The 15222-nt window shown below is 38.0% G+C and carries 12 protein-coding genes; 5 read left to right on the top strand and 7 right to left on the bottom strand.

The features are described from left to right. Positions 1 to 351: 351 nt before the first annotated feature. Complete coding sequence (locus RINTHH_RS04600) at positions 352 to 1101, bottom strand: DUF561 domain-containing protein (protein WP_008233473.1); 750 nt, start codon at positions 1099 to 1101, stop codon at positions 352 to 354. A 130-nt stretch (positions 1102 to 1231) separates the two neighbouring features. Between RINTHH_RS04600 and RINTHH_RS04595 the strand changes: the two genes are divergently transcribed. Next, positions 1232 to 2029, top strand: coding sequence for a peroxiredoxin-like family protein (locus RINTHH_RS04595; RefSeq protein ID WP_044304636.1), 798 nt, complete (start codon positions 1232 to 1234; stop codon positions 2027 to 2029). A 170-nt stretch (positions 2030 to 2199) separates the two neighbouring features. On the opposite strand, the gene tatC is transcribed toward RINTHH_RS04595, so the two are convergent. Further along, the gene (gene tatC / locus RINTHH_RS04590) at positions 2200 to 2985 is read right to left on the bottom strand and encodes a twin-arginine translocase subunit TatC (protein ID WP_008233470.1); all 786 of its coding nucleotides are present in this window, start codon (positions 2983 to 2985) and stop codon (positions 2200 to 2202) included. Positions 2986 to 4142: 1157 nt separating this feature from the next. Between tatC and RINTHH_RS04585 the strand changes: the two genes are divergently transcribed. After that, a complete protein-coding gene (locus tag RINTHH_RS04585; protein WP_008226289.1) occupies positions 4143 to 5099 on the top strand; it encodes an RNA polymerase sigma factor, RpoD/SigA family in 957 nt (318 codons plus the stop codon). Positions 5100 to 5456: 357 nt separating this feature from the next. Here RINTHH_RS04585 and psaB read toward each other — a convergent pair whose 3' ends face one another. Continuing rightward, on the bottom strand, positions 5457 to 7658 hold the full coding sequence (psaB, locus tag RINTHH_RS04580; protein WP_044304635.1) for a photosystem I core protein PsaB: 2202 nt from the start codon (positions 7656 to 7658) through the stop codon (positions 5457 to 5459). Between the two features lie 133 nt (positions 7659 to 7791). Further along, positions 7792 to 10053, bottom strand: coding sequence for a photosystem I core protein PsaA (psaA, locus tag RINTHH_RS04575; protein ID WP_008233456.1), 2262 nt, complete (start codon positions 10051 to 10053; stop codon positions 7792 to 7794). Positions 10054 to 11288: 1235 nt separating this feature from the next. Here psaA and remA point away from each other — a divergent pair. Continuing rightward, positions 11289 to 11567, top strand: coding sequence for an extracellular matrix/biofilm regulator RemA (gene remA / locus RINTHH_RS04565; RefSeq protein ID WP_008233454.1), 279 nt, complete (start codon positions 11289 to 11291; stop codon positions 11565 to 11567). A 223-nt stretch (positions 11568 to 11790) separates the two neighbouring features. Then, positions 11791 to 12348 carry a guanylate kinase gene (gmk, locus tag RINTHH_RS04560; RefSeq protein ID WP_008233428.1) on the top strand — a complete coding sequence of 186 codons (558 nt, stop codon included), beginning with the start codon at positions 11791 to 11793 and terminating at the stop codon, positions 12346 to 12348. A gap of 127 nt (positions 12349 to 12475) precedes the next feature. On the opposite strand, the gene RINTHH_RS04555 is transcribed toward gmk, so the two are convergent. The 3 genes from RINTHH_RS04555 to RINTHH_RS04545 form a co-directional block, all read right to left on the bottom strand. Next, entirely contained in the window at positions 12476 to 13000 is a 525-nt protein-coding gene (locus RINTHH_RS04555) for a photosystem I reaction center subunit XI (RefSeq protein ID WP_008233423.1), read from the bottom strand. 292 nt (positions 13001 to 13292) lie between these two features. Next, positions 13293 to 13427, bottom strand: coding sequence for a photosystem I reaction center subunit IX (psaJ, locus tag RINTHH_RS04550; protein WP_008229746.1), 135 nt, complete (start codon positions 13425 to 13427; stop codon positions 13293 to 13295). Between the two features lie 49 nt (positions 13428 to 13476). After that, positions 13477 to 13971, bottom strand: a complete 495-nt coding sequence (locus RINTHH_RS04545; protein WP_044304631.1) for a photosystem I reaction center subunit III — start codon at positions 13969 to 13971, stop codon at positions 13477 to 13479. 188 nt (positions 13972 to 14159) lie between these two features. Here RINTHH_RS04545 and tsaD point away from each other — a divergent pair, with 188 nt between their 5' ends. Next, a complete protein-coding gene (tsaD, locus tag RINTHH_RS04540) occupies positions 14160 to 15200 on the top strand; it encodes a tRNA (adenosine(37)-N6)-threonylcarbamoyltransferase complex transferase subunit TsaD (protein ID WP_008233420.1) in 1041 nt (346 codons plus the stop codon). The last annotated feature ends 22 nt before the right edge of the window (positions 15201 to 15222 follow it).

Raw genomic sequence — 15222 nt, 5'->3', positions numbered from 1 at the left:
TTTCATTTTACCTCCCTGCTCACTGGCTATTGATTAAGGGGTATTCTAAATTAACAGTCATAATTCAACTTGAAAAAGCCAGTTGGCAGAGAGTATGAGGAAATAGACATTTAAAAATTAAAGTGTAACACTATAAAATAGATGTACACATTCTTAGTTATTTGTCAATTTCATCTAAGAAGATAATAAAACTGTTATCAGAGAATTACATCAAGTAATATTAATCCACGGAGTGTTGTCAATCATAATATCATCAAACTACCTGTTGTGCAGAGATACAATTCCACATGCAAAGTTACTAATTCTACTGTGAAAAAAGTGGATTGAATAATCACTGCCACCTGATTTTTTCTAAGCAATAATATTAGATTTGTTGGCAAGTGTAATCGATTCCCTTAAACTGCGTACTGCTGCAACCATTGCCACTTCACTATTAAGCTGGTTAATATAAGAACCAACACCCACACCAGCTGCACCAGATGCAATTGCCAATGGTACAGTGACATCAGAAAGACCGGAAGCACATAATACTGGGATAGAAATGGCACGGCTAATTTCATGAGTTGCAGCTAACGTAGGAGAGGCTTTTTCTATTAAACCTAATGTTCCTGAACTATTAGGTCTGCTGCTAGTACCACCCTCAGTTTGGATAATATCTGCACCAGCTTGAACTAATTCTTCTGCTAGTTGTACTTGTTTATCTAAGCTGAGAATGTGAGGGACTGTCACAGAAAGGCAAATATTTGGTAATAAAGTACGAGTTTGCTCCGTTAGAGCCAAAACTTCATCTGCCTGAAATTGAAGCCCTTGAGCATAAAAGCTATCAAAGTTACCAATTTCAATTAAGTCTGCACCGGCTGCTACTGCAGGTAGGAACTTTTCTGGTTCTACAGCAGACACGCAGATAGGAAGATTTGTTAGTTTCTTGGCTAGCCTTACTAAGGCTGGTTCTATAGCGATGTCAATAAAAGTTGCACCACCATGATTTGCTGCCTTGATAGTAGAAGTAACACTTTGAGGATTAAAATTATTCAAGCCACTGATAATTTTTAGGACTTGCCGTTTATTAAATATATTTAGGAGTGCAGGATGCATTGCCATAGTTTTTACCTTGAAGCTAAGTAAATTATAATTATACCAACCCTAAAGAACAATTTTATTTTGGATTTTGTATTAATGACTGGTAAGAAGATAGTATAATTGTACTTAAAGGTTGTTGCCATTACTTCAAATGAATAACCAAATAATCTCCAACTCTCAAAATACTTATTCTTTTTTGAGTCGAACTCAATGCTTACGAGTTAGTGATGGGAATATTAAATCAGTATTAGATGATTGCTGGAATGCCCCCCAATTGCTAGTAATAATTTGGTCACTATTAGGGGATTTCGATAGTTTGGAATATGCTTGGTGGTTACAAAGAGAGAGAAAGCTACTTTCTAACAAGGGAATTGCGGTTCGTGCTATTGGAATTGGTGATCGTGATTCTGGACTTAAATTTTGTAAATACACAGGATTTGCCCCAGAATGTTTGTTTGTAGAAGAGAAGGCGGAAATTCATTCCCAACTAGGACTATATGGCGGCTTATCTATTCAATTTCCCCTATTATCAGTCTCACAAAAGGCTTGGCTGAATTTTCTTGTCATGTGTACTGGAATTGGTAGCCCTGGCACTATGAAGGAGGTTTTTCGTGGTTACATAGGAGATAAAAAAGCACCACAATTAATTACTGATGATGAGTTTTTAGATTTTACTCCCCTACCAGTAATAAAAGGTTCATTGTTTAATTTAACTGGGGGAAAAGGTTTTCAACGTCCTTTTGAATTAGCAACCCTACGTTTGCGAAATATGATACATGTTTTGAGTAATTGGAATACTTACATGTCCAACACATCTTATTTGGTGCAAAGGGGAGGGACTTTTTTATTTGATGCTCAAGGATGTTTAATTTATGAACATCGTGACCGAGGTATTCTGGGTTTTGCAGAAGATATGGGCAACCCCTTATCTTTTCTTGGAAATTATTAACCTTGCAAGAATTGCCATATGTTAGAGTATTTTCACATTAAAATTTTACTTCACAAGTGTAATAAAATAAAGGCTAAAATCACAGTCTATTCCGTACAACTAATCAAGCTAATAATTAATTAGCTGGGGGCAGATAAGTGATAGTTCCAACCAATCCCCTAGTTGTGTTCCTATTTACCAAGTAATTTTACCAACCCAATACCGCTGAAATATAATCCTAATATTGCTCCTGCTAATAAACTCTGGGTAAGAGGATCGGTGGATGGGGTAAGTATAGCTCCCAGAACTACTGCTCCCAAAATAACGTAGCGCCAGCCGGAAATCATTGTTTGGGAAGAAACTATACCTAAAGAGCCTAATAATAGCTGAATTACAGGAATTTGGAAGGCTAAACCAGCACTAAAAAGTAATAGCAACACAAATTTAAAGTATTTATCGATAGACCACAACTGATCTACTACTTCTGCACCATAATTAATCAAAAAGTTTAATGCAGCGGGAATTAGTAAAAGGTAAGAAAATATTAAACCAGCAAAAAATAGAATACTAGAACCTAAGACTACTGGTCCTAAAAAGTGACGCTCACGACGGGTTAATCCAGGTAAAACAAATTGAATAATTTGATATAGAATGAAAGGACTAACAATTAGCAAACCACTATATCCAGCAACTTGAACAGAAACAAAGAAATACTCCCCAGGTGCGAGTTGAAGGAATTTAACTCCCTTGGCCGGGACTTCTAATAGCTGGACAATAGGTTTAACTATAATAAAACAGCCAATAGCAGCTATGACTGTAGCAACTAGAGCATAGAACATCCGCATCCGCAGTTCTTCTAAATGCTCAAACAGAGACATTTCCACATTACCTGGTAATTCATCCAGTGAATCATTATCTGCTAAAAAGCTATCTTCTTCGATATCAACTAACGTGTCTGCATCTTTTGAAAGTGGCATGATTCAGCTCTTAAGCATTACTTATGTCATTCTGATGACTATTTTATCTAGATGGGTAACTGAAAGGGATTTTCTTGATGATAATATGTGTTCTCGCTTTAAAGTCAGTGTATCTGCATAATCTATTCAGGGCAAGAATGCCTATGGCCAAAGGGTAGGACTTTTCCTGAAGGGGATTAAGTAATTTTCATAAGCAATTTTCACAATTCAGTTTTTCTACACTCTAGATCCTAACTAGAATATTATCTCACTAATAGGAGCTATGAATAATAAATGATAAAACTTGTGTGGGGTGATTGGCTGTATGTGCATCAAGCTCTTATTGTTATATAACCTTCATGTTATCTTTAGTTATGCTCTAACTCAATACATTTTAATAAGATTTCAGTAATTTCATTAGAAATCATTTTTCTCTAGTCTTTGTTTTTTCTGCTACTCCCAAGCCAATTGTCTATTAAATATAAATATTTATAGTTCTCAGCAAACAGTTATTACAGTGAATTTAAGTACAATGGCTAACACTTAACTAATAAGTAAATAACTGAAGAATTCTATATCCCTTATCCCATGGACTACCTAATATCTTGCAGTAGCATGGGGCCATTCATATAAATGAAACATAGGATTGTTGAAGTTGTTAGGTTTTCGAAACAAAACCACATTATTGATATAGGCACTCGAAAGAAAACATAAAGCTCCTCCTAAATCAAAGCAATTACCTTTATTATTGAGTTATGTTAATAAACTAATAAATTTAAATATTGAAATAACAAAAGTATTCCCACATCTATGATTATGATTAATTAATGGATAGAAACCATACTTCCTATAATCCATCTGTAAACTAGTAGTCGTAAAAAAATTATAAATGTTACAATTATTAAAAATACGCATAAAGAAATTTGACATTCAACCATTGATATCTAACTGGCTATGCTTGTTGAGTTTGTGGAATTTAGATAGAGCAGTTGTGAGAATTAACACTTAGGTAAATTTAATTACCATTTGCAGTTAAACTGAGAATATGTAAGGGTAACTGCGTACAAACTTGTTAAATCCCATATTGGCAAGTGGTAAATATTACTATTATCTAATCGATCTTATTCCAAATATCAAAGAAAATACCTAAAACTACATCATTCACGAAAAGTAGCACCATGAAGACTATCCCTAAACCCACAGATCTTGTGCGGACTTACTTACGCGAAATTGGTCGCGTACCACTTTTAACACATGAACAAGAAATTCAATATGGTAAACAAGTGCAGAAGGCTGCCATGTTATACAAAGTGAAAGAATCTTTGGCTAATCAGTTAGGATATGAACCAAGCTGGGAAGAATGGTTACGAGCAACCAAGTTAGAATTAACAGAATTAAAACAGGTGATTGCAGATGGTGAAATAGCTAAGAGGAAAATGGTGGAAGCAAATTTGCGTTTAGTAGTATCGGTTGCAAAGAAGTACATTAAGCGCAACGTCGATCTACTAGACTTAATTCAGGAAGGTAGTATTGGTATGCAGCGAGGGGTAGAAAAATTTGACCCTAGTAAAGGCTATAGGTTTTCTACATATGCCTACTGGTGGATACGACAGGCTATAACCAGAGCCATAGCAGAAAAGGGCAGAACTATTCGTCTTCCCATTCATATTACTGAGAAGCTAAATAAAATAAAAAAGGCCCAACGTACTATGTCTCAAACACTAGGACGGGCTCCGAATATTTCAGAGTTATCTACAGAACTGTCATTGACTCCTCAACAAGTAAGAGAATATTTAGAAAAGTCTCGTGCTCCTTTATCTTTAGATTTAAGGTTGGGAGATAACTATGACACTGAATTAGGAGAAATGTTGGAAGACCCTAATATTTCCCCGGAAGATTTTGTGATTCAATCTTCTCTTTCCTATGAAATAGAACACTTAATGGATAAATTAACCCCCCAGCAGAGAGAGGTTTTGTCTTTACGCTATGGCTTGAATGATGGGAACCCCTTGACCTTGGCAAGGATTGGTGAAATTCTTAATATTAGCCGTGAAAGAGTACGCCAAATTGAACGAGAAGCTTTAAAGAAACTGCGTAAAACCCAACCTAATATGAGTGAATATTTGGCAAGTTAGTCACTTTCTTCTGCTGACTCTTCTTTTCAGGACATAATTGTTCAGATATTTCCTTCCTTGAAAGATTTGCTGGTGCAATAGGCATAATATTTTAAGTTTTCTATGTCAGAAAATCTATTATAGAATTTTCCTATCTGTAGCTGTTAGCAACCTACCTAAAATCAAAAATAACACCTGACTTAATATCTTGCATCTCTAGTAGTAAATCCATTGCCCCTGATTTCTCTAATTTAGTTATTTTTCTATTAATTAGAGTAATATATATAAGTGAATTGTAATGATAATAAATACTCATAATAGAAATCCCCCATCCGTCATGGGGGATTTGTTGATTGCTTAAACTACTATTGGTTTAGATTAACCAAATTTCCCAGCAGTTGAAGCAATTAGAAAAGCTGCGTAGGTAAGAATATAACCAACAGTGAAGTGAGCTAAACCAACTACACGAGCTTGTATGATAGAGAGAGCAACAGGCTTATCTTTCCAGCGAATTAAGCTTGCCAAAGGTGTGCGTTCATGTGCCCAAACAAGAGTCTCAATTAACTCTTGCCAATAACCTCTCCAGGAAATTAAAAACATGAAACCAGTGGCCCAAACCAGATGTCCGAAGAGAAACATCCAAGCCCAAACAGATAGATTATTCATACCGTAGGGATTGTAACCATTGATTAACTGAGCAGAGTTAGCCCAAAGGTAATCACGGAACCAGCCCATTAAGTAAGTTGAGTTTTCGTTAAACTGAGCAACATTGCCCTGCCAAATACCTAGATGCTTCCAGTGCCAATAGAAGGTTACCCAACCAATAGTATTTAACATCCAGAACATAGCCAGGTAGAAGGAATCCCAAGCTGAAATATCACAAGTACCTCCACGGCCAGGGCCATCGCAAGGGAAAGCATAACCAAAGTCTTTTTTGTCGGGCATTAACTTAGAACCACGTGCATCTAAAGCACCTTTAATTAGTACTAGAGCAGTAGTATGAATTGCCAGAGCAAAAGCATGGTGTACTAGAAAATCTCCAGGCCCAATAGTTAAGAACAGAGAGTTTGTACCAGAGTTTATTGCATCAGACCAACCAGGTAACCAAGCAGCACCAGCCGTGGAAGGAAGACTACTAGCATTAGATAGTAGGATATCCATGCCATACATCACCTTGCCGTGAGCAGCTTGTATAAACTGTGCAAACACGGGTTCAATTAAAATTTGCTTTTCGGGAGTACCAAAAGCAACCACTACATCATTGTGGACATAAAGACCCAAGGTGTGAAAACCAAGAAACAGAGTTACCCAACTTAGGTGGGAAATTATCGTTTCTTTATGATTTATAATCCGGGCAAGAACATTATTTTTATTTTGTTCTGGATCGTAGTCGCGAACAAAGAAGATCGCACCATGAGCAAAAGCACCAACCATCAGAAAACCAGCAATGTATTGGTGATGAGTATACAATGCTGACATTGTAGTGTAGTCCCTAGCAATAAAGGCATAAGGAGGCAAGGCATACATGTGTTGTGCCACCAAAGAGGTAACTACACCTAAAGAGGCCAAGGCCAGTCCTAATTGGAAATGTAGGGAGTTGTTAACTGTGTCATAAAGACCCTTGTGACCATCACCCAGGCGACCAGAAGGAGGTATATGAGCATCAAGAATCTCCCTCATGTTATGACCAATGCCGAAGCTAGTCCGATACATATGGCCAGCAATAATGAAAATCACTGCAATTGCCAGATGGTGGTGAGCCATATCGGTTAACCACAACGATTCGGTTTGGGGATGGAAACCGCCCAAAAAGGTCAGGATTGCAGTTCCTGCACCTTGAGAAGTACCAAATACATGACTAGCAGTATCTGTATTTTGAGCATAAATCCCCCAGTTTCCACTAAAGAAAGGTTGTAAACCAGCTGGGTGTGGAGCAGTACTTAAAAAGTTATCCCAACCCACATGTTGTCCTCGAGATTCAGGAATGGCAACATGTACTAGGTGTCCTGTCCAGGCTAAGGAGCTAACACCAAATAAACCAGCTAAGTGGTGGTTGAGACGAGATTCAGCATTCTTAAACCAAGCTAGACTGGGGCGGAACTTGGGTTGTAAGTGTAACCAGCCAGCAAATAACAATACTGCTGCAAACATTAGCAGGAATACGGAACCCATATATAAGTCACCATTAGTCCGCATACCAATGGTGTACCACCAGTGATAGACACCAGAATAAGCTATGTTTACAGGATTAGAAGCACCTGCCTGGGTAAAAGCATCAATTGCTGGTTTGCCGAAGTGAGGGTCCCAAATTGCATGGGCAATGGGACGAATATGCAGAGGATCTTTAATCCACTGTTCAAAGTTACCTTGCCAGGCTACGTGGAAAAGATTGCCGGATGCCCATAGGAAAATGATTGCTAGATGACCAAAGTGAGTGGCGAAAATCTTTTGATAAAGATTTTCCTCATTCATGCCATCATGACTTTCAAAATCGTTGGCCATCGCCATTGCATACCAAATCCGACGCGTAGTCGGATCCTGTGCAAGATCCTGGCTAAATTTGGGAAATTTTGTTGCCATGGGTTATGATAATTTATCTGACCTTGAGCTATCACATATCAACGGCTGATTTTACGAGTTTAGAGTGTGGGATTGGGAGTTTACAACTACATTCTCCATCACTCACTACTCATAGTTTAAATAAGGCTTGTGACTAGCCTATTGAAAGTATATGTGCGTGGAAGAATGCCCAGGTAACGGTAATTCCTCCCAAGAGGTAGTGAGCTACCCCTACAGCACGGCCCTGAATGATACTCAGGGCGCGCGGCTGAATTGCAGGTGCAACTTTTAGCTTATTGTGTGCCCAAACAATAGACTCAATCAATTCTTGCCAATAGCCACGACCACTAAATAAGAACATCAAGCTGAAGGCCCAAATAAAGTGGCCAGCCAAGAACATCAAACCATAAGCAGATAACTCACTACCATAGGAATTGATAACTTGTGTTGATTGTGCCCATAAGAAATCGCGCAACCAGCCATTGATAGTAATAGCACTTTGGGCAAAGTTTCCGCCGGTAATGTGAGACACATTACCAGCTGTATCTATAGTTCCCCAAATATCGGATTGCATCTTCCAGCTAAAGTGAAAAATTACTATGGATAGGGAATTATACATCCAGAATAGACCTAGGAATACGTGATCCCATCCAGAAACTTGACAAGTACCACCACGACCAGGGCCATCACATGGGAAACGAAAGCCTAAATTACTTTTGTCTGGAATTAAACGAGAACTACGAGCAAATAGTAGACCCTTGAGTAGTATGAGTACGGTGACATGAATAGTAAAAGCATGGATATGGTGAACCATGAAATCAGCCGTACCTAGTGCAATGGGCATCATTGCGACTTTACCACCAATTGCAACTGCACCACCACCAAAAGCATGACTAACAGTTGTCAAGGCATTAGGAGCAGTACCACTACCAGGAGCCATCGTATGTAGGTTCTGTAACCACTGAGCAAATACAGGCTGCAATTTAATTGATGCATCCGAAAACATGTCTTGGGGTCTGCCTAAGGCACGCATTGTATCGTTATGGACATAAAGCCCAAAACTGTGGAATCCAAGGAAGATACATACCCAGTTTAGATGAGAAATAATTGCATCACGGTGACGAATCATCCGATCCAAAAGGTTATTCTGGTTAATAACAGGATCATAATCACGCACCATGAATATCGCTCCATGAGCACCTGCACCAACAATTAAAAACCCACCTATCCAAATATGGTGAGTAAATAAGCATAACTGAGTTGCATAGTCAGTTGCCAAGTATGGATATGGCGGCATTGAATACATGTGATGCGCAACAATGATACTCAATGAGCCCATCATAGCCAAGTTAACTGCCAGTTGAGCGTGCCAAGAGGTCGTAAGAATTTCATAAAGACCTTTGTGACCTTCACCTGTGAAAGGACCCTTATGACTTTCCAAAATTTCCTTCATGCTATGACCAATACCCCAGTTGGTACGGTACATATGGCCAGCAACAATAAATAATACTGCAATTGCTAAATGGTGATGGGCAATATCTGTCATCCACAAACTACCTGTTGTGGGGTTAAGACCACCTTTGAATGTGAGGAAGTCAGCATAAACACCCCAGTTAAAGGTAAAGAAGGGAGATAAACCCTGTGCAAAGCTAGGATAAAACTCCGCCATCTTGTCTGCATTAAAAAGCAGTTCATGAGGTAGGGGGATATCTCTTGCTACTATACCCTTATCCAAAAGTTGGTTAATAGGGGCAGATACATGTATCAGATGACCAGCCCAGCCTAAGGAACCACAACCCAGTAATACAGCCAAGTGGTGATTCATCATTGATTCCACATTCTGGAACCATTCAAGTTTGGGGGCTTTTTTGTGGTAGTGGAACCAGCCAGCAAATAAAAATAATCCTGCTAATAACAAACCACCTATTGCAGTACAGTAAAGCTGGAAGGAACTGGTAATACCCCAGCCACGCCAAACATGGAATAAACCCGATGTAATTTGAATGCCATGGAAGCCACCGCCAACATCACCATTCAAGATATCTTGGCCAACAATAGACCACACAACTTGAGCACTTGGTTTGACTCCAATGGGGTTATTTAACCAAGCCTCATAGTTTGAAAATTTTGCGCCGTGAAATATCATCCCACTTAGCCATAGGGTTACTACAGCCAAATGACCGAAGTGCGCAGAGAAGATTTTGCGGGATATATCTTCTAAGTCACTTGTATGTGTATCGAAATCATGGGCGAGGGCATGGAGGTTCCAAATCCATGTAGTGGTTTTGGGGCCTCTAGCTAAAGTCCTGTCAAAATGTCCTGGTTTTGCCCACTTCTCAAAGGAAGTTGCTACTGGATCCGTATCAACTAGAACTTTTGCCTTTTTCTCCTCTCGTTCTGGAGGACTTATCGTCATTCATACCCTCCTCTCTAATAAGGATTGAGGAATCATTGAAGTTACCAGTTATATTTCTGGTTGAGATTTGAAATCATTACCACCCCCAAATTTTAACTTGGGAATAGTTTTGGTGAAGAGAAGACTCTTGAAATTTAAGAGTGCTTTCTGTTGAATTATAGAGTCTTAACTTGCATGTTGTTAGACACATTTTAACAATACTTCAACATCCCTATATTATTTGAATAATAAGTCTTTTCAATTCAAAGAATATGCAAAAAAGTCAATAGTCTACTCATTTACTTTACAAAGGTAAACAATTTGTAAAAACAAGTATTGTATATAACTTCAAAATCAAACTTTGACTTATGCAAAGGACAAATTAAATTAATGCAGTAGAGTGTCACTCTACATTGGAATGCCAGAACTAAATGTTAAAATTAATCAAGTAATTATATATTTACAAAAAAATACTTTGGAAAAGCAAAATATATTTACAATTTGTAAATAATAATAATAATAAATAGATTTATTATTTCATTTTATGTACAGTTAATGAAGAACTAAGGAGAAATGGGAACTTATCAATACACAACACACGGGTATAAAACTCAGTTACCGTATCCTCAAGATAAATTATTGACTTTTAAGAAGTACTCCAATATGTTAGTTTGCCAGAAATTACATTTAATATAATCCTTACCTAATTACACTAATAGCTTCTAAGATTGTAATTATTTCAAAATGTACTTAAGATGAGAAGGTAACATAAAATAACTACAATTTAGAGAAATCTAATGTTAATAGAATTTTATCTACTGGTAGTTTAAAACAAACAAGTAAGCAAACAAAAAATGTTTACAGGACTTAGCCTGATTTTTTTATCATAATAATTTTTATTACTCAAATTATTACCTCTACCAAGGACTCTATATTAAACTGTTTAAACACTTTACTAACTCTACTGTAAGGAGTAAATATAAGTAAGGTTTAAACGCTTTTTAATTGAATGATTGTGCTGACTACCAACCAAATACTTGGAATCTTTGTAAACAATTTCACTTGACTAGTAATTATTTTAGGTACTAAAAACTTATGACATGTTTCAGCACTAAGCACCCATTTCAAAGCAGCATTGAAAAATAACTCAAGACCATTGTAACTACAGTTTTTTAGGGATAACATTGGAGAACAGTTGCCTATATAAGCGTAACTAGTTACGTATTTACCCCATTCTGAGTTTGCCATCATTTTTTATGGACATTCAGCTAATAAATATTGGTTTCGGCAACATTGTATCTGCTAACCGAGTAGTTGCCATTGTCAGTCCGGAGTCTGCACCCATTAAACGTATCATTAATGATGCAAGAGATAAGGGTAAACTGGTTGATTCAACTTATGGTCGTCGGACCAGGGCTGTAATTATTACTGATTCCAGCCATGTTATCCTTTCTGCAATTCAGCCGGAAACAATTGCAAATCGGTTTGTGATTGCCCGCGATCATCATAATACTGTGGATAAACACAATTTATAATTGACGGCACTATTGACTTACAATTAAAATCTCCCAGTGTTTATACGTAAATATACTAGTATGTGATAATTTAATGATTTCTTGTTTCGTCGAAATCTATAGTAGTGTTTGAAGCATCTCAATAGCAGATGCTTTCGAAAGCAGATTTTTTTATTTATGATTTGCAGGTTGAGCAAATGATAGCTTTGTTTAGTTACAATAAAAACACTCAAAAAAACTACCATTGGGAAAACTTATTGTTCTTACTGGTCCTAGCGGTGTGGGCAAGGGCACTCTAATGCGCTCATTAATCGAAAAGCATCCAGAGCTGTATTATTCTGTATCTGCAACGACCCGTGCCCCTCGTTTCGGTGAAGTAGATGGTAAGGATTATCACTTTATTAGCAGACAAAAATTTGAGCAATTGATTGCCCAAGAAGAGTTCCTAGAGTGGGCTGAATTTGCTGGCAATTATTATGGTACACTTAGAAAATGCGTATTAGATAAAATAAATATTAGTAAATTAGTACTACTAGAAATCGAGGTTGAGGGGGCTAAGCAAATTCGCAAGACTTTTCCTGAGGTCTTAAGTATTTTTATACTGCCACCATCAGTAAAAGAGCTGGAGAGAAGATTGCGTAGTCGGGCACAGGACTCCGATGATGCGGTTGCACAACGTTTAATATGTTCTCAAAGAGAAATTAAGGCTGCACATGAATTTGATTTGCAAATTGTTAATGACAAATTAGATGTAACCCTAAAAAAACTAGAATCAGCTCTGTTCAGGCCATCTAATTCTTAATTATCTTTATAAACAAAAATACACAAAGGTATCACAAATCAATACTCTGAATTCCTTTGTGCATATTATTTATTAGACAAGAAAGAAATATTTGGCCCACAATCAACCCCAATGGTAAGGTTATTCCCTATAAACCAATCAAACTTTTAATTAGTTCCAAATTACTGTAGATGAAGAATGCTGTAATTGCACCACCAATGCCACCAATAAGAAAGGCACTGGCAAAATTATTCCAATTTTCCTTGGAATTAAATGCATCTACGGGGAGATTGTTTATAGTGACATTAGACAAGGGTTTTCCAGGACTACTATTAGCGTAGAGAGATAATGCTCCTGTAAGAATAATCACTAAGCCAATAGCCTCTAATAAACCAGCTAGGTTGGAATTAGTTCCATTGCGTAATGGGCCCAGTACCAAAAATGGGCCATAAATAAAATAACCGTGAGCCATACCGACTTCTAGACCCCGTCTAAATGGGGTTAGACTAGGACGGTAGGCCGGCAAATTGCTAATAAACCACTTGACCAGGGGAGATGAATTTATAGGGGTTTCCAGATTGCCAATTTGGGGATCTCCTCCTGCAGCCATAATCGCTTCCCGGTTTCTGGGATCACTAGACAGATCTTTGGATGCATCTACTATTTGCACCATATTTATATTTGCCTCCAAATAAAAACGCTGGCATTATTACACATGAATAATCGTTGCTCTACTAATTCTATAACCACTGACTTTGAAAAATTAATTGAACTAATCCTCCAAATACTGCACGATAAAAATCGTATGCTAACAAATGCACCACGAACTTCATGATGCATTTAAATTGTCGGACAGCAAAACACTCCAGCACTAGAAAATAACCCATGGAGTTTAGACTTAAAATGTCTATTCCTAGTAGTTATTGTTAACCAAGTACAAACCCCACAATCAAACTTGTCACAGCCTATAATGGGTGGAAAAGCAAGTCAGGGAAAAAGCGATTGAATTCAATCAAAATACCAGCAGTTACGAACATCCAAATGGTAGTAATAACAGGAGCAGTGCAAAGAAACTTAATAAAAGCACCTTGCTTATCCATAAATTAATCTCCAAAACAAGTTAATTGACAAAGACAAAAAACTATTAGTTCAACGAGGGGAAACAGTGATTTCTGATTCCTTAGCAGTTAAACTTCCCGATAAAAGCTCTTGGATAGCAGCAGCAGGCCAAGCAAAACCAGACAAAATAATAGGCAAAGCCAGGCGAATATCTATTTGGATTTCCTTCTGTTCTGCATCCTTACTTCCCCTGATGGCAATTAGGTAAGCACGACCTACCCAACCAATCCATCCGGCAATATAAAGAAACATCAACCCAGGAATTACAAAGTCCCCTGCATGTTCCCAACGACCATCCACAATCAGGTGTGGTAGGCCTTCTGGGCCACAGAGAGCCTGCGAATAACGCTTGAACCTTTTTTCACCAGACATAGGGTCAGCAGTGGTATTACGTGCAGTGGCAGCACGTTCATGAAAAACAGAAGACTCACTGCAAGGGATGAGGTCAGCCCCTAAAGCTTTTGCCGAGGGGGCAAAATTTGACCAGAGGCAAATTGCTAGAACTACAGCAAACAATCGACGCATGGAATTGTTTCCTTGTATTACGAAACTAGAAGTCTTTTGTACAAAACGAAGCGGCTTGTACGGCTTGTTTATTGATATAACTTCCAGACCATCATACTCTTGCCCATGAAAGCAGTAAAGTTTAAGTAAATAAAAGTTAAAGCTTTCCAAATCAATCACGATTTTCGTAATGGGGCATTAATTCCATAATGGCAACTTTACTGGCAATTGAAACTAGTTGTGATGAAACTGCTGTGGCAGTTATTAAGAATCGTCAAGTTTGTAGCAGTGTAGTAAGTTCACAAACTTCAATTCATCAACCCTATGGGGGTGTGGTCCCGGAGGTCGCATCACGTAAGCATTTAGAAACCATTAATCCCGCTATTGCTCAAGCATTTTCAGAAGCACAATTAGATTGGGAGGATATTGATGCTATTGCTGCAACTGCTGCCCCTGGTTTGGTAGGAGCATTATTAGTAGGAACAACTGCAGCAAAAACCTTAGCTATAATCCATGAGAAACCATTTTTAGGGATCCATCACCTAGAAGGTCATATTTACGCTATATATTTAACTGAACCGGACCTAAAACCACCTTTCCTAAGTTTACTCGTATCTGGAGGGCATACCAGCCTAATTAATGTGAGGAAATGTGGGGAATATCAAACTTTAGGAGAAACCCGAGATGATGCTGCTGGGGAGGCCTTTGATAAGGTAGCGCGGTTGTTACAACTTGGATATCCTGGTGGACCAATCATCGACAAATTAGCGCAACAGGGTAATATGAAAGCCTTCAATCTACCAGAAGGGAGAATTTCGCTACCTGATGGTGGCTTTCATCCATATGACACTAGTTTTAGTGGCTTAAAAACAGCGGTTTGGCGCCTTGTACAGCAATTAAAACAAAAGGAAAATCCTTTACCAATAGCAGACATTGCTGCAAGCTTTCAAGGTACTATAGCTCAGGCACTAACTAAAAGAGTAATAAGCTGTGCTCTTGATTATGGATTAGAAACCATTACCATTGGTGGTGGAGTGGCAGCTAATAGTACCTTAAGAAGCAAACTCATAGCCGCAGCATCTAAATATAAGCTGCGGGTCATATTTCCCCGAATCGAATTCTGTACAGACAATGCTGCCATGATTGGCTGTGCAGCTGTAGAACATTTTGAAAGGGGACATACTTCTCCTTTATCCTTAGGTGTATATTCTCGTTTGCCATTAAGTAAAGTCATGGAGTTATATCAATGAATTAGGGAGAAATAGAAAATTA

The organism is Richelia intracellularis HH01 (assembly GCF_000350105.1).
In the GTDB taxonomy this organism is placed as follows: Bacteria; Cyanobacteriota; Cyanobacteriia; order Cyanobacteriales; family Nostocaceae; genus Richelia; species Richelia intracellularis.
The sequence above is the reverse complement of the archived record's forward strand: the minus strand, read 5'-3'. Positions and strand labels throughout refer to the sequence as shown.